The 18,010-nt window shown below is 70.1% G+C and carries 18 protein-coding genes and 2 pseudogenes; 9 read left to right on the plus strand and 11 right to left on the minus strand.

The window, feature by feature from the left end:
* Window positions 1–28 precede the first annotated feature (28 nt).
* From HJC40_RS11795 to HJC40_RS11805, 3 genes are read left to right on the plus strand one after another with little or no spacing between them, the layout of a single operon-like run.
* Window positions 29–334 carry a type VII secretion target gene (locus tag HJC40_RS11795; RefSeq protein WP_250000928.1) on the plus strand — a complete coding sequence of 102 codons (306 nt, stop codon included), beginning with the start codon at window positions 29–31 and terminating at the stop codon, window positions 332–334.
* Window positions 331–1,368, plus strand: a complete 1,038-nt coding sequence (locus tag HJC40_RS11800) for a hypothetical protein (RefSeq protein ID WP_250000929.1) — start codon at window positions 331–333, stop codon at window positions 1,366–1,368. Before HJC40_RS11795 ends, HJC40_RS11800 begins: the two co-directional genes overlap by 4 nt.
* Window positions 1,369–1,412: 44 nt before the next feature.
* Window positions 1,413–2,003 carry a DUF6346 domain-containing protein gene (locus tag HJC40_RS11805; RefSeq protein WP_250000930.1) on the plus strand — a complete coding sequence of 197 codons (591 nt, stop codon included), beginning with the start codon at window positions 1,413–1,415 and terminating at the stop codon, window positions 2,001–2,003.
* Between the two features lie 111 nt (window positions 2,004–2,114).
* On the opposite strand, the gene HJC40_RS11810 is transcribed toward HJC40_RS11805, so the two are convergent.
* The 5 genes from HJC40_RS11810 to HJC40_RS11830 all read right to left on the minus strand — a co-directional run bounded on the left by HJC40_RS11810 (window position 2,115) and on the right by HJC40_RS11830 (window position 6,145).
* Window positions 2,115–2,291, minus strand: a complete 177-nt coding sequence (locus HJC40_RS11810; RefSeq protein ID WP_250000931.1) for a hypothetical protein — start codon at window positions 2,289–2,291, stop codon at window positions 2,115–2,117.
* A 132-nt stretch (window positions 2,292–2,423) separates the two neighbouring features.
* Window positions 2,424–3,038 (minus strand): RdgB/HAM1 family non-canonical purine NTP pyrophosphatase, encoded by a 615-nt coding sequence (gene rdgB / locus HJC40_RS11815; RefSeq protein WP_250000932.1) that lies wholly within the window; start codon window positions 3,036–3,038, stop codon window positions 2,424–2,426.
* Window positions 3,035–3,763, minus strand: a complete 729-nt coding sequence (gene rph / locus HJC40_RS11820; RefSeq protein WP_250000933.1) for a ribonuclease PH — start codon at window positions 3,761–3,763, stop codon at window positions 3,035–3,037. Before rph ends, rdgB begins: the two co-directional genes overlap by 4 nt.
* A 363-nt stretch (window positions 3,764–4,126) precedes the next feature.
* Complete coding sequence (locus HJC40_RS11825) at window positions 4,127–5,329, minus strand: glycosyltransferase (RefSeq protein WP_250000934.1); 1,203 nt, start codon at window positions 5,327–5,329, stop codon at window positions 4,127–4,129.
* A 69-nt stretch (window positions 5,330–5,398) separates the two neighbouring features.
* Window positions 5,399–6,145, minus strand: a complete 747-nt coding sequence (locus HJC40_RS11830) for an MBL fold metallo-hydrolase (RefSeq protein ID WP_250000935.1) — start codon at window positions 6,143–6,145, stop codon at window positions 5,399–5,401.
* 261 nt (window positions 6,146–6,406) lie between these two features.
* Between HJC40_RS11830 and HJC40_RS11835 the strand changes: the two genes are divergently transcribed.
* On the plus strand, window positions 6,407–6,817 hold the full coding sequence (locus tag HJC40_RS11835; RefSeq protein WP_250000936.1) for a hypothetical protein: 411 nt from the start codon (window positions 6,407–6,409) through the stop codon (window positions 6,815–6,817).
* Between the two features lie 80 nt (window positions 6,818–6,897).
* On the opposite strand, the gene HJC40_RS11840 is transcribed toward HJC40_RS11835, so the two are convergent.
* From HJC40_RS11840 to clpS, 5 genes and pseudogenes are all read right to left on the minus strand, one after another.
* The gene (locus HJC40_RS11840) at window positions 6,898–7,863 is read right to left on the minus strand and encodes a PLP-dependent cysteine synthase family protein (protein ID WP_250000937.1); all 966 of its coding nucleotides are present in this window, start codon (window positions 7,861–7,863) and stop codon (window positions 6,898–6,900) included.
* 7 nt (window positions 7,864–7,870) lie between these two features.
* Entirely contained in the window at window positions 7,871–8,224 is a 354-nt protein-coding gene (locus HJC40_RS11845; protein ID WP_250000938.1) for a MoaD/ThiS family protein, read from the minus strand.
* A 60-nt stretch (window positions 8,225–8,284) separates the two neighbouring features.
* Window positions 8,285–8,775: pseudogene (locus HJC40_RS11850) on the minus strand (Mov34/MPN/PAD-1 family protein).
* 47 nt (window positions 8,776–8,822) lie between these two features.
* On the minus strand, window positions 8,823–9,323 hold the full coding sequence (locus tag HJC40_RS11855) for a DUF2017 domain-containing protein (RefSeq protein WP_250000939.1): 501 nt from the start codon (window positions 9,321–9,323) through the stop codon (window positions 8,823–8,825).
* 19 nt (window positions 9,324–9,342) lie between these two features.
* Window positions 9,343–9,633: an ATP-dependent Clp protease adapter ClpS gene (clpS, locus tag HJC40_RS11860; RefSeq protein ID WP_250000940.1), complete on the minus strand. Its 291-nt coding sequence runs from the start codon at window positions 9,631–9,633 to the stop codon at window positions 9,343–9,345.
* Between the two features lie 106 nt (window positions 9,634–9,739).
* Between clpS and HJC40_RS11865 the strand changes: the two genes are divergently transcribed.
* The 5 genes and pseudogenes from HJC40_RS11865 (at window position 9,740) to HJC40_RS11885 (ending at window position 15,588) form a co-directional block, all read left to right on the plus strand.
* Window positions 9,740–11,026, plus strand: a complete 1,287-nt coding sequence (locus HJC40_RS11865) for a nicotinate phosphoribosyltransferase (RefSeq protein WP_250000941.1) — start codon at window positions 9,740–9,742, stop codon at window positions 11,024–11,026.
* Between the two features lie 10 nt (window positions 11,027–11,036).
* Window positions 11,037–11,615, plus strand: a complete 579-nt coding sequence (locus HJC40_RS11870; protein ID WP_250000942.1) for an isochorismatase family protein — start codon at window positions 11,037–11,039, stop codon at window positions 11,613–11,615.
* Between the two features lie 82 nt (window positions 11,616–11,697).
* Window positions 11,698–12,891 (plus strand): annotated as a pseudogene (locus HJC40_RS11875) (MFS transporter); the annotation flags it as partial.
* 1,354 nt (window positions 12,892–14,245) lie between these two features.
* On the plus strand, window positions 14,246–14,566 hold the full coding sequence (locus tag HJC40_RS11880; protein ID WP_250000943.1) for a multidrug efflux SMR transporter: 321 nt from the start codon (window positions 14,246–14,248) through the stop codon (window positions 14,564–14,566).
* Between the two features lie 305 nt (window positions 14,567–14,871).
* Window positions 14,872–15,588 (plus strand): TetR family transcriptional regulator, encoded by a 717-nt coding sequence (locus HJC40_RS11885; protein ID WP_250000944.1) that lies wholly within the window; start codon window positions 14,872–14,874, stop codon window positions 15,586–15,588.
* Window positions 15,589–16,165: 577 nt separating this feature from the next.
* On the opposite strand, the gene ctaD is transcribed toward HJC40_RS11885, so the two are convergent.
* The gene (gene ctaD / locus HJC40_RS11890; protein WP_250000945.1) at window positions 16,166–17,920 is read right to left on the minus strand and encodes a cytochrome c oxidase subunit I; all 1,755 of its coding nucleotides are present in this window, start codon (window positions 17,918–17,920) and stop codon (window positions 16,166–16,168) included.
* Window positions 17,921–18,010 lie beyond the last annotated feature (90 nt).

The raw sequence follows: 18,010 nt of genomic DNA on the forward strand, positions 1-18,010 counted from the left end.
TGTACACGCGTGGATCCGGGGGGACACGATGGGCATTGAGGTTCCGCCCGAGGAGGTTCGGCGGCACGCGCGTGACGTCGACGAGGCCGGCCGGATGCTCGACGAGGCGCGGGCGGCGGCAGCGCACGTGCGGGTGTCCAGCAACGCGTACGGATACTTCGTCGGCGCGCTGATCGCCAACTTCTACATGAATCCGCACGCCGACGAGGCGATCGCCGCCTATCAGAAGACTGTGGACGGCATGAACGGGCTGGCCGACCAGGTCCGCGCGATGGCCGACGACTACGACCACAGCGATGAGCGGGCCGCCGACCGGGTGCGGGGGACGCGATGAGCGACGCGGCGGCGCTGTCCCGGCCCAACCTGATCGCCCCCGAGGCCGCGACCAAGGGGTACGAGGGCGCCGGGATCCTCGAAGCGGCCATGGGCATGAAGGACGGCTTCCAGGAGGGCAACTTCACGGCCGGGTTCGGCAACATGGCGGTGGTCGGGCTGAGCGCGCTCGGCGCGATCATGGATCCGTTCCAGGCGGTCTTCGCCGCCGGGGTCGGCTGGCTCATGGAGCACCTGGACTGCCTGCGCGAGCCCCTCGACGCCCTGCTGGGCGACCCCAAGGAGATCGAGGGCCACGCCGCGACCTGGCGCAATCTGCAGGAACGGACGTACGACGCCGCGGAGTACTTCGCCGGCCAGGTGACGACCGCGACGTCGAGCTGGGTCTCCGACGCGGTCACCGCCTATCGCGCGAAGGCGTCCGCGATGGCCGACAGCAGCCTCGCGCTCGGCGAGGTGGCCGACGCGATGGCCGAGGCCACCCTCATCGCCGGGGCGATCGTCGGCGTGTTCCGCAACATGGTCCGCGACCTCATCGCCGAGCTGGTCGGCGCGGCCATCTCCAAGGCCGTGCAGGCCCTGCTCGTGGTCACGATCCCCAAGATCCTGGCCGAGGTCGCGATCATGGTCGCCGAGTGGACCGGCCGGATCGTGCAGGTGATGCGCCGGCTCAGCGACGCGATCACCGCGCTGGGCGGCAAGTTCCCGGCGCTGGCCGAGGTGTGCGCCCGGATCGGCCGGTCGATGGACAGCTCGATCTCCGATCTGGCGTACGGTTCGGTCTTCCTCAACTCGTCCAAGCTGCACGCCGCCGACAGCTACGTCTCCGACAGCGAGGGCGCCGCGGGCGGCTTCAAGCACGCGTACAAGACCCTGGCCCAGGGCGAGGCGGTCGTGCACGGCACCAAGGCCCAGATGGCGGCCGACGCGTTGCGCGAGGGCGTCAAGCTGAACAGCATCCAGAACGGCAGCACGACCGCCGGCTCCCTGCACAACGACGAGCCCGACAAACCCCAGATCGACCTACCTCTCTGAGGGCTAGGGTCAGGACCGACCTGCGGCGAGCGCGAGGATGGACGATGACCGACGACGAGAAGCGCCGGGCCGAGCGGCGGCGGCGGATGGACGAGTTACTGAGCCAGGCGGAGGCCGACGTCACCCGCACGCGGGCGGCTCCGGATCGGCCGGTGGTCGAGCAGCGGCGCGGCACCACCTGGGGCAGCGTGCTCGGCGTCGTGATCCTGCTCGTGTCGGCCGTCGTGTTCTTCCTGGGCGCGCGGACGGTCAACCGCTTCACCGGCGCCGACTTCGACGACGCCGACCGTCGGGGCACAGCCACCGTCGAGAGCTGCGAGCGACACGGGCCGATCACACTCAAAGGCTTCGGTTACGTCGATGAGTGCACGGTCGACATCGTCTGGAGCGACGGCGAAGGCCCCACCGTCCTGATCGACAAGCCCGGGTTCATGAAGGGCGAGAAGCCCGGCGAGACGTTCGAGATCGGGCAGAACTCCGGCAGCCGCGGCAGCATCGCCTACTCCCGCCCGGAGGTCTCCCCCCACGGCTGGGCCACGGCGCTCACCATCGTCCTCGCGGCGATCGCGTTCCTCTTCGTCGCCGGCGTCTATCTCTTCCTGCGCCAGACGATCAAGGACATGCGCCGCCGCTGAGTCAGCGGCTCAAGCGCTCAGCGGATCGAGCGCCCCACGGATCGAGCCGCCCCACGGATCGAGCTGCCCCACGGATCGAGCGCCCCACGGATCGAGCACGGGGACGGTGGATCAGGCGGCCGGGTCGGTCGTCTGCCACGGGCAGTCGACGACCTTGGGCTCGACGACGACGAACGTCTTGGCGACGGTCGCGGTGTCGTTACCGGAGGTCACCGGCTCGCTCGCGAAGAGCACCGACAGGCCGACCAGCGCTGAGGCCGCGAAGAGTGCGGCGAACCGGAGCTGCATGAGAATTCCCCCAGACGATTTCGGCAGGCGATACCCCCGGAACCGCCCGCTCAAGCATTGCCCAGCAAGTTGACAGCTTCCTGAACGTGCGGGCCAAAGATAGTGTCTGGTCGATCACACCGATCGAACGGCCTAACTCGTCACCTCGCGGGCGATGACCTTGGACAGCTCGCGGAACGCCTTTCCCCGGTGGCTGATCGCATCCTTCTCGGCCGGGGAGAGCTCAGCGTTCGTCCGGTTCTGACCGTCGCCCAGGAAGATCGGGTCGTAGCCGAAGCCACCCTCGCCGCGGCGCGCGCGCAGGATGCGACCGACCTGGCGGCCCTCGACCAGGTGCTCGCGCCCGTTGGGCAGCACCAGCGCCGCGGCGCAGACGAAGGCGCCGCCCCGGTGCTCGTCGGGCACGTCGGCGATCTGGCCCAGCAGGAGGTCGAGGTTGGCCTGATCGTCGCCGTGCCGGCCGGACCACCGGGCGCTGAACACGCCGGGCATGCCGTTGAGCGCGTCGACCGCGATGCCCGAGTCGTCGGCCACCGTGGGCAGGCCGGTGCGCCGGGCACCCTCCCGGGCTTTGATCAGCGCATTTTCCCCGAAGGTCAGGCCCGTCTCGGGTACGTCGGGGTAGCCCTCGAAATCGGCCAGGCCGACCAGCGCGATGCGGTTGGCGCCCAGCGACGTGTCGAGGATGCGCTGGAGCTCGACCAGCTTCTTACGGTTGGCCGTGGCCAGCAGCAGCTTGGCGCTCACGAGGCCAGAGCCTTCTGCTGGGCGGCGGCCAGATCGACACAGCCGGCGACGGCCAGGTCGAGCAGCGCGTCGAGCTGGTCGCGGCGGAACACGCCGTCCTCACCGGTGCCCTGGACCTCGACGAAATCGCCGTCGCCGGTGCAGACGACGTTCATGTCGACCTCGGCCGCGACATCTTCCAGATACATCAGGTCGAGGCGGGGCTCGCCCTCGACGATGCCGACGCTGACGGCCTGGATCGAGCGGTGCATGACCTTGTCGATCTTGCCGGCCAGGGACTTGCGCTCGGCCAGCCAGCCCACCGCGTCGTGCAGCGCCACGTAGGCCCCGGTGATCGCGGCCGTGCGGGTGCCCCCGTCGGCCTGCAGGACGTCGCAGTCGAGCACGATCGAGTTCTCCCCGAGAGCCTTGAGGTCGATGCAGGCGCGCAGGCTACGGCCGATCAGCCGGGAGATCTCCTGGGTGCGGCCGCCGACCTTGCCCTTGACGCTCTCGCGGTCGCCGCGGGTGTTGGTGGCGCGCGGCAACATCGCGTACTCGGCGGTGACCCAGCCGAGGCCCGAGCCCTTGCGCCAGCGTGGCACACCCTCGGTGACGCTCGCGGTGCACAGCACTCGTGTGTTGCCGAACTCGACGAGCACCGACCCCTCGGGGTGGATGCTCCAGCTCCGGCTCAGAGTCACCGGGCGCAATTGGTCGGCCGCGCGGCCGTCGGGGCGTGCCATGACCAAACCTTATTAGGCCGACGGCCGGACCGCCGACTCCACCCCGACACCTGTGGACAACCGAGCTGTGGGCAACGGGCCTGTGGATGACCCGGCCGGGGCGACGGCTGTGGACAAGAGGCCGGAGACATACGGTGCCGGGAACAACGCGAGGGCTGGGAAACGGGCCACGACAGACCCGGGCTGAGTGGCAGCAGGCCCAGGATCAGCCCGGGCTGAGGGCAGCAGGCCCAGGATAAACCCGGCTGAGGGCAGCAGGCCCAGGATCAACCCGGGCTGAGGGCAGCAGGCCCAGGATCAACCGGGCTGAGGGCAGCATGGCCAGGGACAACCCGGGCTGAGGACGGCAGGGCCGGGGACGACTCAGCCGAACCAGCCGGTGGCGGCCTCGGTCGGGCCGGCCGGCCGCGGTACGGCGGGGCGCAGCACGGCGGGTGGCCGCGGGCGTCCGGCCAGCGCCACCGCGGGCAGCGCCCCGTGCGCCCGCAGGAAGCCGTCGACCGCCTGGGGCCAGCCGAAGTGCTCGGCCCGGGCCCGCGCGGCGGCCCGGCGCTCCGGCTCGGGGCGCTCCATCAGGCGGCGTACGCCGTCGGCGAAGGCCTCCGCGGTGCCCGGCACCGCGACGCCGGCCTCGCCCACCACCTCGGGCAGGGCGCTGGTCTCGTTGACCACGACCGGGGTGCCGCAGGCCAGCGCCTCGAGGGCGGCCAGTCCGAACGTCTCGACCGGGCCGGGCGCGAGCACCACGTCGGCGCTGGCGAGCAGGGCGGCCACGGTGGAACGGTCGGCGATGTGCCCGGCGAAGCGCACGGGCAGCCGCGCCGCCCGGTACGCCAGCGCGGCCCGCCGTACGCCGTCTCCGGCCACGGCGAGCACCGCGGGCACCTTGTCGTTGCGCAGCGCCCCGATCGTGTCCACGGCGAGCTCAGGCCGTTTCTGACCGGAGAGCCGCCCGCAGAACACCACGAGCAGCTCGCCGGGGCGGGCGTAGCGGGCGCGGACGGCCTCGTCGGCGCGGCCGGGGTGGAACTCGTCGAGGTCGACGCCGAGTGGCACCTCGATGAGGTTTGGCACGCCCAGCCGGCGGAACTCCGCTGCCGCGAAGGAGGTGGTGCAGATGATCTGGTCGAAGAACTCGGCGGTGCGCAGGTTGAACTTGTCGGCCACCGCGTCCCGCTTGGGCACGCCCCAGACGCCGAGCAGGCCGGCCAGGCTCTCGTGCGAGACCATCATCGAGCCGACGCCGCGCTGGCGGGCCCAGCCGCCCGTCCAGCGCAGGCTGGTGCGGTCGGAGACCTCGAGGCGGTCGGGTTCCAGCTCGTCGAGCAGCTGGGTGAGCTCGCGCCGACCGGTCATGACGCGGTAGCCACCGGTGCGCGGGAGCGGGGCGCTGGGCATGGTGATCACCCGGCCCTGCGAGGTCATCTTGTCGGAGCGCTCCCGCCCGGGGACGATCAGCACGGCTTCGTGCCCGGCCCGCTGATAACCCTCGCCGAGATTGCGGAGCGCCGTCCGCAAGCCACCGGAGTGGGTTGTCACGAAGTTGGCCAAGCGAACGATGCGCATGCAACAACTCCAAGATCACGTTATGCCGGTGCTCATGAACCGGACCGTGCCCCCGCCCCGGCCCAGGGCTTAGAGATCGTAACGGGCACCTGGACGCACGACCTCAACCGGTCCCGCAAACGCGGCCACGGCGGCATCCACAATAGATGCCTCCGAGACCCACGCGGGTACGAGGTGGGTCAGCAGCAGCTTGCCGACGTCCGCCTTGGTGGCCGCCTCGCCGGCCTCACCGCCGGTGAGGTGCAGGCCAGGCGGGTTGGGGGCGCCGTCCAGGTAGCTCGCCTCACAAAGGAACAAGTCTGCGCCCGCGGCGAGTCGCAACAGCGGTTCGCACGGCGCCGTGTCCGAGGAGTACGCGATCGCTCGCCCACCGTGTTCGATCCGGACACCGTAGGTCTCGATGGGATGGTTGACCCGGTCGACCGTGATCGAGAAGGGACCGATCGGGAACGTGCCCGGCTGCAGACCGTAGAAGGTGTAGACGTCGTCGACCGACTCGTTCTCCTGGCTGTACGCGGCGGAGATGCGCTCGGCCGCCCCCAGCGGGGCATAGACCGGCACCGGCGGCAGCGGGCCGGACGGGTCGTACCGGCGGACCACGATGTAGGTGCAGGCGTCCAGCATGTGGTCACAGTGCAGGTGGGTCAGGATGATCGCGTCGATTTTGTTCATGTCCGAATAGCGCTGCAGCGCGGACAGCGAACCCGAGCCGAAGTCGATCAGCAGCCGGAAGCCCTCGGCCTCGACGAGATAGGCGGAACAAGCCGACTCGGGGCCGGGAAAACTGCCGGCACAGCCGAGAACGGTCAGTCGCATGCGGGTCCCTCTGGCTCACGCTGGGTCGAACACGCCCCGCCCGACCGGTCCGTGCTGCAGTCTTCAGACCAGTCAATCACGCAGCGAAGCGTACGCCGGGACCTGCGCGCGATGTAAACGTCTGATCGATTTGTCGCTAAATCGACAACGTACATCACACCGCCCGTGACCTCGGCTGTTATCGCAATTCCCGTTACGTCCGGTGAGTCGTTTGCGTTGCACAAAGTGAGGACTTCGCAGGACGGAACAGACGGAGGCAGCGTGATCACGGTCCAGAAAGACCGCACCACGCACACCGAGGCGGCGGCGATCATGCCGTTCGGTGGGTGGGAGATTACACCGGCTGGAGCGGGGCTGGACGGTGACGAGGTTCTTTTCCGGTTCCCGGCTCCCGACGACCCGGCGCCGAGCACCGCGCGCCTGCTCACCATGGCCGGCGGGGCGGCCCTGCTGGGCTTTGTGACCCTCGGCGTGGGAGCGCGCGCATTCGCCACCGTGCTCGGCGGAGCACCGTTCTGGTACGTGCCGACGCTCGCCCTGTTCGCCTTGCTGAGTCTCGCCCTGACGGTCGGCGCGTTCCTGTCGATCCACCGCGCCTTTCTGCCATGGGTGCTACTGGTGTGCGCGACCGGGCCGCTCGCCGTCGGCATTCTGATTGCGGCGACCTATTAGCGCGCTTAGCGCCTGTTTCGTGGTGGGGGTCGAGTTGCGGCTCCCACCACGAACAGGCGCTAAGCCACCACGAACAGGCGCTAAGCCCAGAGTTGCCCTTCGAGGGCTTCTTCGGCGTCGTTGAGAGTGCCGCCGTAGGCGCCGGTCGAGAGGTATTTCCAGCCGCCGTCGCAGATCACGAACGCGACGTCGGCGCCGCGGCCGGCCTTGACCGCATCGTGGGCCACGGCCAGCGCGGCGTGCAGAATGGCGCCGCTGGAGAAACCGGCGAAGATGCCCTCGACCTCGACCAGCTGGCGGGTGCGCAGCACGGCGTCGCGGGTGCCGACCGAGAAACGGCGGTCGAGCACGCTGGCGTCGTACAGCTCGGGCACATAGCCCTCGTCGATGTTGCGCAGCCCGTAGACCAGCTCGCCGTAGCGGGGCTCGGCGGCGATGATCTGGATGCCGTCGACCTTCTCCTTGAGGAAGCGGCCGGTGCCCATCAGCGTGCCCGTGGTGCCCAGACCGGCCACGAAGTGGGTGATCGTGGGCAGATCCTGCAGCAGCTCGGGGCCGGTGGTCTCGTAGTGCGCGCGGGCGTTGGCCGGGTTGCCGTACTGGTACAGCATCTTCCAGTCCGGATGCTCGGCGGCGACCTGCTTGGCCGTGGCGACGGCCTGGTTGGAGCCGCCCGCGGCCGGCGAGAACAGGATCTCGGCACCGTACATGCGAAGCAGTTGGATCCGCTCGGCCGAGACGTTCTCGGGCATCACGCAGACGAGGCGGTAGCCGCGCAGCTTGGCCACCATGGCCAGGGCGATGCCGGTGTTGCCGCTCGTCGGTTCGAGGATGGTGTCACCCGGGTGCAGGTGGCCCGACTCCTCCGCCTCGCGCACCATGTAGAACGCCGCCCGGTCCTTGATGCTGCCGGTCGGGTTGCGGTCTTCCAGCTTGGCCCACAGCCGCACCGCCGGCGCCCCCTCGGGCACCGACGGCGACAGACGGGGCAGGCCGACCAGCGGCGTGCCCCCCAGGGCGTCAAGCAGGCTCTCGTAGCGAGCCATCGTCAGCTCAGCCTTGAGCCGGGACAGCGGCGGCGGGGCGGCGGGACGGGCGCCCGAGCAGGGCGGCGGCTGCCGCGAACCCCAGAGCGCCGCCGGCCACGGCGGGCAGGATGGTGATCGAGTCACCGTCGCTGAGCTTGGCGTCGAGCGCGCCGAGGAAGCGGACGTCCTCGTCGTTGACGTAGATGTTGACGAACCGGTGCAGGCCGCCCTCGGGGGTGATGAGCCGCCCCTTGAGGCCGTTGTGCTTGGCGTCCAGGTCGTCGATCAGCGCGCTCAGGCTGTCGCCGGCGCCCTCGACGGTCTTGGCGCCGCCGGTGTAGCTGCGCAGGATGGTGGGAACGCGAACTTCGATAGCCATGGCTGTGAATGCTCCAAAAGGAAGATCGAACTGAGGGCAGGATCGCTTACGGAGTTGTCGTCAACGACACTCGTAAACGACCGATACCGGGCTCTGCCCGAACATGTACGACTGCACAGCGCTAGCCATCACGCGTCTACCGTCGCATCCACGATGTTGATCTCTTCCTCGGTCACCACGCCGTCCACTATGCGGAACGATCGGATCTCCTCCGAGTCGCTCTCGCGCGTGGAAACGAGCAGATAGTGGGCGCCGGGCTCGCCGGCGAAGGAGATGTCCGTCCGCGACGGGTACGCCTCGGTCGCCGTGTGCGAGTGGTAGATGACCACCGGCTCCTCGTCGTTGTCGTCCATCTCGCGCCACACCCGCAGCTGCTCCATGGAGTCGAACTCGTAGAAGGTCATCGACCGGGCGGCGTTGTCCATCGGGATGAGCCGGGTCGGCAGGTCGCTGCCGATCGGACCGGCGACCACGCCACAGGCCTCGTCGGGGTGGTCCCGGCGGGCGTGGGCGACGATCGCGTCGACGATCGCACTGTCGATGGTCAGCACGTTCTTCACATTACCGTGAGATCCGAGCGGACCTCGGGTGGCGCCGCTCACTCGATTTCGGGCAGAGCGTTCAGCAACGACTCCTGCAGGTAGCCCAGGTAGGCGTACACGCTCAGCTGGAAGACGCGGCTCGAGCCCGGATCGTGCAGCACGGCGTCGTCGAGCTCGGCGCTCAGATCGGTGTCGGCCTGGATGTCGAGCCGGGTGCCCATGGCCAGCCGCGCGTCGTTGATCGCGCGCAGCCAGGCCTCGGCGGCCTCGCCGTCGAGGCGTACCTCACCCTCGCCCTCGTCGGGCAGGGCCGCGAGGATCGCCCCGGCCTGATCGATCTTGCCGGTCTTCAGATCGCCCTCGGTGTAGAGGCGGAACTCCTCCGAGTCGTCGGGACGATCCGGATAGATGTCCGGGAAGAGCCGGCTGACGACCGGATCGGTGTGATCCATGCCGTCGGTCAGCAGGCCGACCACCTCACCGGCGACCTTGCGCAGGACGCGTACCTCGTCAATCGCGAACGTGGCCACGCACTGGCTGCCGTTGCGTCGGAACATCTGCCCTCTCCCGCGGTGTTCAGTCCCGGTCCACCGTCGCCCAGAGACCGTATCCGTGCAGCTGATTGGCGTCCATCTCCATCCGCTCCCGCGCACCCGAGCTGACCACCGCCCGGCCCTTCGTGTGCACGTCGAGCATCAGCGCCTCGGCCTTCTCCTTGGAGTAGCCGAAGAGCTTCTGAAAAACCCAGGTCACGTAGGACATGAGGTTGACCGGATCATCCCAGACGATCGTCACCCATGGCCGATCATCGGCGGGTGCCTCCTCGATCTCGGGGCTCTCGACGGGAGCGACCTGTGGCAGCGCCATGCCCCCCATGGTGCCACCGGATTTGCCGCATCGGGGAACCGGAACACCGAACCGCAGGTCAGAACGCGGTTCGTAAGGGGCCGCCGGGCGCAATAGGGTGGGTTCCGTGAACTCCTACGCCCCCGCGCTGATGACCGATCAGTACGAGCTGACCATGGTCAGCGCCGCCCTCCAGGACGGCACAGCCGACCGGCGCTGCGTCTTCGAGGTCTTCGCCCGGCGCCTGCCCGGCGGCCGGCGCTACGGCGTGGTGGCCGGGACGGGCCGGCTGGTCGAGCTGATCCGCGACTTCCGCTTCGGCCCGGCCGAGATCGACTTTCTGCGCGGGGCCGGCATCGTCGACGAGACGACCGCCCGGTGGCTGGCCGACTACCGCTTCACCGGTGACATCGACGGGTACGCCGAGGGTGAGCTGTTCTTCCCGGGCTCCCCGGTCATGACGCTCAGCGGCACGTTCGCCGAGTGCGTGGTGCTCGAGACGCTCATCCTCTCGGTGCTCAACCACGACTCCGCGGTGGCCTCGGCGGCGGCGCGCATGGTCACCGCGGCGCGGGGCCGGCCGATCATCGAGATGGGCTCGCGGCGCACCCATGAGGACTCGGCCATCGCCGCCGCCCGGGCCGCCTATCTCGCCGGCTTCGCCTCCACGTCCAACCTGGCGGCGGGGGCCCGCTACGGCATCCCGACGACCGGCACCTCGGCGCACGCGTTCACGCTGCTGCACGACGACGAGCCGGCCGCCTTCGCGTCCCAGGTGGCCGCGCTCGGCAAGAACACGACCCTGCTCGTCGACACGTACGACATCGCCCAGGGCATCCGCAACGCGATCGCGGTGGCCGGGCCCGATCTGCGGGCCGTACGGATCGACTCGGGCGACCTGTCGGTGCTGGCCCAGCACTCGCGTGAGCTGCTCGACTCGCTCGGCGCCACCGAGACCAAGATCGTCGTCTCGGGCGACATGGACGAGTACGCGATCGCCGCGCTCGCCGCCGAGCCGGTCGACATGTACGGGGCCGGCACCGCGGTGGTCACCGGCTCGGGCGCGCCCACCGCCGGCATGGTCTACAAGCTCGTCGAGGTCGAGGGCCGCCCGGTCGTCAAGCGCTCGGAGAACAAGGCGACCATCGGCGGACGCAAGACCGCCGTACGCCGGCACAAGCCCACCGGCACGGCGATCGAGGAGATCGTGGTCTCGCAGGGCGTGCCCGATCACGCGGCCAACGACCGGCTGCTGCAGCGCTCGTTCGTGGTCGGCGGCGAGGTGCTCGACACACCGGCGTTGACCGAGTCGCGGGAGCACCTGCGGCAGTGCCTGATCTCGATACCGTGGGAGGGTCTCAAGCTCTCGGCGGGCGACCCGGCCGTCCCCGTCACCATCGTCCCGACCAGCTAGGGGGTCTCCCGTGACACGAGCGCTGATCATCGTCGACGTCCAGAACGACTTCTGCGAGGGCGGCTCCCTGGCCGTCACCGGGGGCGCCGCGGTGGCCGCGGGCATCTCGCTGGTGCTGAGCAAGGCGGCCGACCGGTGGGACCACGTGGTCGCCACCAAGGACTGGCACATCGACCCGGGCACCCACTTCAGCGACCACCCCGACTACCGGGACACCTGGCCGGCGCACTGCGTGGTCGGCTCGGGCGGCGCGGATTTCCACCCCGAGCTGGCGACCGACCGGATCGAGGCGGTCTTCCACAAGGGTGAGCACAAGGCCGCCTACTCGGGCTTCGAGGGACACACCGAGACCGGCGAGACCCTCGCCGCGTGGCTGCGCGAGCGAGGTGTGACGGAAGTCGAACTGGCCGGCATCGCGACCGACTTCTGCGTACGCGCCACCGCGCTCGACGCGAAGGCGGAGGGCTTCGACACGACGGTGTTGCTGGAGCTCACTGCCGGGGTCGCCGCCGGATCGACCGCGACCGCGCTCGACGATTTCCAGGCGGCGGCGATCGAGACGACGGGCGCGCCGGTCGTCTCGTCCTGATCCGCTCGCTTCCTGCTCGGTTGAGCGGTTGGTTTTTTGTCGTACCTCCGGGGCAGGATGAGCCCCGGAGGTCAGGATCCACATGCGTCTCAAGCCTTACCGCGACACCCTCGCCCTGCCCGGCATCAGATCGCTGCTGGCGGTCGCGACCCTCGCGCGCATCCCGATCGCGGCCGGCGCGGTCGTTCTCACCCTGCACGTGGTCACCGACCTCGATCGGGGCTACGGCGCGGCCGGCCTGATCGGGGCGGCGTTCACCATCGGCGGTTCCGTCGGCGCCCCGCTGATGGGCCGCCTGATCGACCGGCGCGGGCTGCGGCTGGTGCTCGTGCTGACCACCGTGGCCGAGGTGCTGTTCTGGTCGTCGGCCCCCGCCGCGCCCTACTGGGCGTTGCTCGTCATGGCCCTGTTCGGCGGCCTGCTGTCGCTGCCCGCGTTCTCCGTGGCCCGCCAGTCGATCAGCGCGCTGACCCCCGAGGCGCAACGGCTCCCCGCGTTCGCGCTCGACTCCATCTCGACCGAGATCGCGTTCATGAGCGGTCCGGCGCTGGGCGTGCTGGTCGCCACGACCGCGGGCCCGCGCTGGGCGATGCTCGGCATCGGCGGCGGCATCCTGCTCTCCGGCCTCGGCCTGTGGCTGCTGAACCCGCCCGTCCGCGCCGCCCACGAGGCGCCCATCACGGCCGGCGAGCGCGTTCCCCGGCGCAGCTGGCTCAAGCCACGCTTCGTCGCCGTCCTGCTCGTGACCATGGCCGCCACCCTGGTGCTCTCGGGCACCGACGTCTCCGTGATCGCAGTCCTGCGCGACAACGGTGAGCTCGGCTGGACGGGCCTGGTGATGACCCTCTGGGCGTTCTACTCGCTGCTGGGCGGCTTCGCGTACGGGACCATGCAGCGCGCCCTGCCCCCGGTGCTCCTCCTCGCCCCGCTGGCCGTCACCACGATGCTGGTCAGCCTGGGCGGCGCCCACTGGTGGCTGATCGCCCTGCTGCTGATCCCCGCGGGCGCCCTGTGCGCCCCCCTGATCACCTCGACGGCCGACGCGATCAGCCGCATGATCCCGGCCGCCGCCCGGGGCGAGGCGTTGGGCCTGCACAACTCGGCCCTGACCGTCGGCGTGGCCCTGGGTGGTCCGCTGGCCGGTTTCGCCGCCGACACCCTGTCCCCGCCGTGGGGTTTCGTCGCCGTGGGCGGAGCCGGCGCCCTGATCGCCCTCCTGGTCCTCCCCACCGAGCTCCGACGTCGCCGCACCGAGGCCCGGCCGGTCGACCCGACAGCGACTGCCGCCACCGCTACGGCCGAGCACGGGGTGGCCGCGGCGCCCGCTACATCGGGTGTTGCCTCCGACGTCGCCCCTCCCCCGGCCGAGCCCGCCGTCGGCGAACCAGCCGTCCCGGCCTCAGCGGTCGCGGCATCCGCCGCCGGCGAGCTCACCGCGGCAGAGTCCGAAACCGACCGCAAGAGGCCACCCGTGCGCCAGTTCCGGCCTGGCGACCACCCCGACGAGCCCAGGCCAGATCCCACCGCACAGGGCGACACCCTCCACGCAGGCCGCCCCTGACCCTCAACCGCTTCAGCGGCGCGACGATCGCCGCGACGACCGGGCCACGCGGCCCGCACCGCCGATCAGCGTGAGTGCGCGGGGATGCCGTCCGAGGCAGCGCCCCAGATCCTGATGAGGTTCGTCCGTTAGCCCGCCGCTCAACCGCCGGGCCGCCGAGTCGCTCTTCGCTGGGCCGCTCGGCAGCGGCGGCTCAGCGCTCATCCGCTCGCCCGCCGCCGAGCCGCTCAACCGCAGAGCCGCTCGGCCGTTGCCCGCCTGCTGGGCCGCTCGGCGGCTGAGCCTCACCCGTTTCCGCCGCTGAGGCCGCTCGACCGCTTCCCGCCTGATGGACCGCTCGGACGCATGGGCGCTCACCCCCTTTGCGCCGCCGGGCCGCTCAACTGCTGAACCGCTCGGCCGCTCCACCCCTGCTGGGCCGCTCGGACGCATGGGCGCTCACCCGCTTTCCACCGCCGGGCCGCTCAGCTGCTGAACCGCTCGGCCGCTTCACGCCCGCTGGCCACACAACCGCTGAGCCGCTCGGCCGCTTCACGCCCGCTGGCCACACAACCGCTGAGCCGCTCGGCTGCTCCTCACCCGCTGGGCTCGCTCGGCCGCTTGGGCGCTCATTCGCTTTGCGCCGCCGGGCCACTCTGCCGCTGAACCGCTCGGCCGCTCCACGGCCGCTGGCCACACAACCGCTGAGCCTCTCGGCCGCTCCCCCGCCCCTGCTGGGCCGCTCGGGCGCTCACCCCCCTGTTCCCGCGGGGCCGCGCGACCGCTCGGCTGCTGGCGCGGGTAGCAGCGCGGGGATCGTCATCGCATCGACCTCGCCGCGTCTGCGATCGCCTTAGTTCGGTAGTTCGCACTGCCCGACACCGATCCCCCGTGGGCCATGGCAGAAGCAGTTGCTCCGCTTTCAAGTGGTCGACCCCCGGATGGCCGGCGCCTCCTGGACCGTGTCGGAAACGTGAGTGGCAAGCCGGGAGCGCTCCTGAGCGGCCGTGGCCAACGTCACTTCGTCGCCACGGCGGTGTTCTTGTACGTTCGTACTTGTACAGACGTACAAGTCGAGAGAAGGACCGCCGTGCCCTACGTGTTTCTGCTGGTAGCCATCGGTGCGGAGGTCTTGGCGACGAGTCTGCTGAAGTCGACGGAAGGCTTCTCGCGGCTCTGGCCCTCGGTCGGGTGCATCGCGGGCTACGTGGTCTCCTTCGCCGCTCTCTCCGTGTGCGTGAAGGACCTGCCGGTGGGCGTTGTCTACGCCGTATGGTCGGCTCTCGGCACCGCCGCGATCGTCGCCATCGGCGCGGTCTTCCTGGGGGAACCGCTCACGACCGTTAAGGTCATCGGCGTCAGCCTCATCATCGCCGGTGTAGTGACCGTGAACCTGGGCGGTGCCCATTGATCGAACCCGCTCCCCGACCCGACGACTTCCAGCGGGCCGACCCGGATGCGGCCACCAGCCTCCCGCCACTTCACCCGGCGCAGGCCGGTCATGTCCTGCCGCCCCACACGGCGCAGGCCAACCGCGTCCTACCCTCCAACCCGACACAGGCCGACCGCGCTCGGCCAACCGACACGGCGCAGGCGAATCACCTTTCCCGGCCCGGCCCGGCGCAGGCCGATGACCTGCCCCGGCCAGACGCGGCACCGGCCGATGACCTGCCGCCAGATGCGGCACAGGCCAACCACCTGCCCCCGCCTGATCGGGTGCCGGTCAAGTCCGGCCGGCGCCGCGCCGACCTGGCGCCGGGGGATTCAGCCACTCCCGCGCGGGGCCGCACCGGCCGACGCCGCAGCGATCGCGAGCCGGGGCATGACGACAGCCCCGCGCCCGACCGCCCGGCGCGCCGGCGAACTGATCCCGATCCTTCGGCCGGACGCCGCCCGCAGCGCGCCCGCGACCCGGAGGCCCGGCGCCGCGCCCTGGCTGCCGCCGCGCTCGCGGTGATCTCCGAGGTCGGCATCGGTCGCACCACCCACCGGGCCGTCGCGGCTCGGGCCGGGCTGCCGCTCGGGGCGACGACCTACTACTTCCCTACGCTCGATGACCTGATCGCCGCCGGGTTGCGGCTGGCCGCGGCCGATCTGCAGTCCGACTTCGAGGCCTGGGGTGAGCGGCTTCGGATCGCCGACGACATCCCGGGCGCGGTGGCGGGGTTCATCACCGAGTATCTCAACGACCGTCAGCGCGCCCAGATGGAGTGCGAGCTATACGTGGCGGCGGGCCGCGACGCCGCTCTGCGCCCGCTGGCCATGGCCTGGCTGACCGGCATGCGGGACCTGCTCGAACCTCATGTGGGGGCCGACGCGGCGCACGACCTGGTCGCTCTCTTCGACGGCGTGATTCTTCAGGCCCTGACCACGGGCCGGGACGTCGACCCCGAGGCCCTGACCGCCACGATCCGCCGCCTCACCGCCTCCTGACGGAACGAACCGGCCGGCTGAGCCGACGACCGACAAGACGCCACTGACGGGAAGCTGGCCAGACCGCAAGCTCCCAGCCCGGGCTGCCATTGGCCCCAATGCTCCAGCCCAACTACCGCTCACCGGGTCACAGCTTGCCATCCGCCTCCCGGCGGCTGCGCTCCCGCGACCCGGCCCGGATGACCAACGCCGCCGGCACCGGGCTGCTCACCGATCGAACTGCTCACCGCCCCAGGCCGCTCACCGGCTCACAGCTTGCGACCTGCCTCCCGGCGGCTACGCTCTCCCGCGACCCGGCCCGGATGACCTACGCACTCACCTGCTCACCGGTCCGCCTGCTCACAGCGCCGGGCCGCCAACGAAGAGAAGCAGCCGGGGCCTCCGACATCGCCGGGCGGAGGAGATGAGGCAGCTCGCCGGCCTCTGGACTTCACACCGGCCGGGCAAGCAGCTCACCAGCCGGCGAAAGCGATGTAGGGACGCCCTCGCAGGTCGACGCGGGTGTGGACGGTGAGGCCGGGGCCGCTACAGCGAAACGGCCCGCTCTCCGAGGAGAGCGGGCCGTGTCTCAAGGCTTTCAATCGCGGTTGGCGCCGGTGTCTTCCGGGTAGGTCGCGCCGCCGTCGGACTCCCTGGTGAGGGGGCGGGCGCCGCCCTCGGGGGGACCGGCGATGGACTGCTCGCCGGCGGCCAGCTCCGGGAACTTCGCGTCGAAGGCCGGGCGCTCCGAGCGGATGCGGGGCATCTTGTCGAAGTTGCGCAGCGGCGGCGGGGACGAGGTGGCCCACTCGAGCGAGTTGCCGTGGCCCCACGGGTCGTCGACCGTCACCAGCTGGCCGACCTTGTACGACTTCCACACGTTGTAGATGAACGGCAGCGTCGACAAGCCCAGCACGAACGAGCCGATCGTCGAGAACGTGTTGAGGAACGTGAAGCCGTCGCTGGCCAGGTAGTCGACGTACCGCCGGGGCATGCCCTTCGTGCCCAGCCAGTGCTGCACCAGGAACGTGGCGTGGAAGCCGAGGAACGTCAGCCAGAAGTGGATCTTGCCCAGGCGCTCGTCGAGCATCCGGCCGAACATCTTGGGGAACCAGAAGTAGATGCCGGCGAACACCGCGAACACGATCGTGCCGAACAGCACGTAGTGGAAGTGCGCGATCACGAAGTACGAGTCGGACACGTGGAAGTCGATCGGCGGCGAGGCGAGCAGCACACCGGACAGACCACCGAAGAGGAACGTCACGAGGAAGCCGATCGCGAACAGCATCGGTGTCTCGAAGCTGATCTGGCCGCGCCACATCGTGCCGATCCAGACGAAGAACTTCATGCCCGTCGGGACCGCGATGAGGAAGCTCAGGAAGCTGAAGAACGGCAGCAGCACCTGGCCGGTGACGAACATGTGGTGCGCCCACACCGACATCGACAGCGCGGCGATCAGCAGGGTCGCGGCGACCAGGCCCTTGTAGCCGAACACCGGCTTGCGGCTGAACACCGGGATGACCTCGGTGATGATGCCGAAGAACGGCAGCGCCACGATGTACACCTCGGGGTGGCCGAAGAACCAGAAGAGGTGCTGCCACAGCATCGGCCCGCCGGTGTTCACGTCGAAGACGTGAGCGCCGAGCACGCGGTCGGCGGCCAGCGCGAACAGCGCCGCGGCCAGGAACGGGAAGACCATGATCACCAAGAGGCTGGTGACCAGGATGTTCCACGTCATGATCGGCATGCGGAACATGGTCATGCCGGGGGCGCGCAGGGTGAGCACCGTGGTGATCAGGTTGACGCCACCGAGGATCGTGCCCAGACCCGACAGGGCCAGGCCGACGACCCACATGTTGCCGCCGACGCCCGGCGAGTGCAGTCCGTCGCTCAGCGGCGTGTAGGCGAACCAGCCGAAGTCAGCCGCGCCGCCCGGGGTGAAGAACCCGCTGATGGTGATCGTGCCGCCGAACAGGTAGAGCCAGTAGGCGAACGAGTTCAGCCGCGGGAAGGCCACATCGGGCGCGCCGATCTGGATCGGCACCACGAAGTTCGCGAAGGCGAAGACGATCGGCGTCGCGAAGAACAGCAGCATGATCGTGCCGTGCATCGTGAACAGCTGGTTGTACTGCTCGGGCGAAAGGAGCTGCATGCCCGGACGTGCCAGCTCGGTGCGCATCAGCAGCGCCATGAGGCCACCGAGCATGTAGAACACGAAGGCCGTGATCATGTACATGATCCCGATCTGCTTCGCGTCCGTCGTGCGCAGGATTCGGGCGATTGCCGAACCCTTGACCTGCCGCCGGACCGGATAGGGCCGGGTCACGATCGGCTTAGGCGCAACGGTCGTCACGAATAGCCTCCGTTGTCTCGTTCGTCCCACTCAGTACACCAGAAGTGAAAGGCGTACCTCGCAGGCAGAATAGTCCCCCACCGACCTCCC

The sequence above is a fragment of the Actinoplanes sp. M2I2 genome (genome assembly GCF_023544445.1).
Classification (GTDB): domain Bacteria; phylum Actinomycetota; class Actinomycetes; order Mycobacteriales; family Micromonosporaceae; genus Actinoplanes.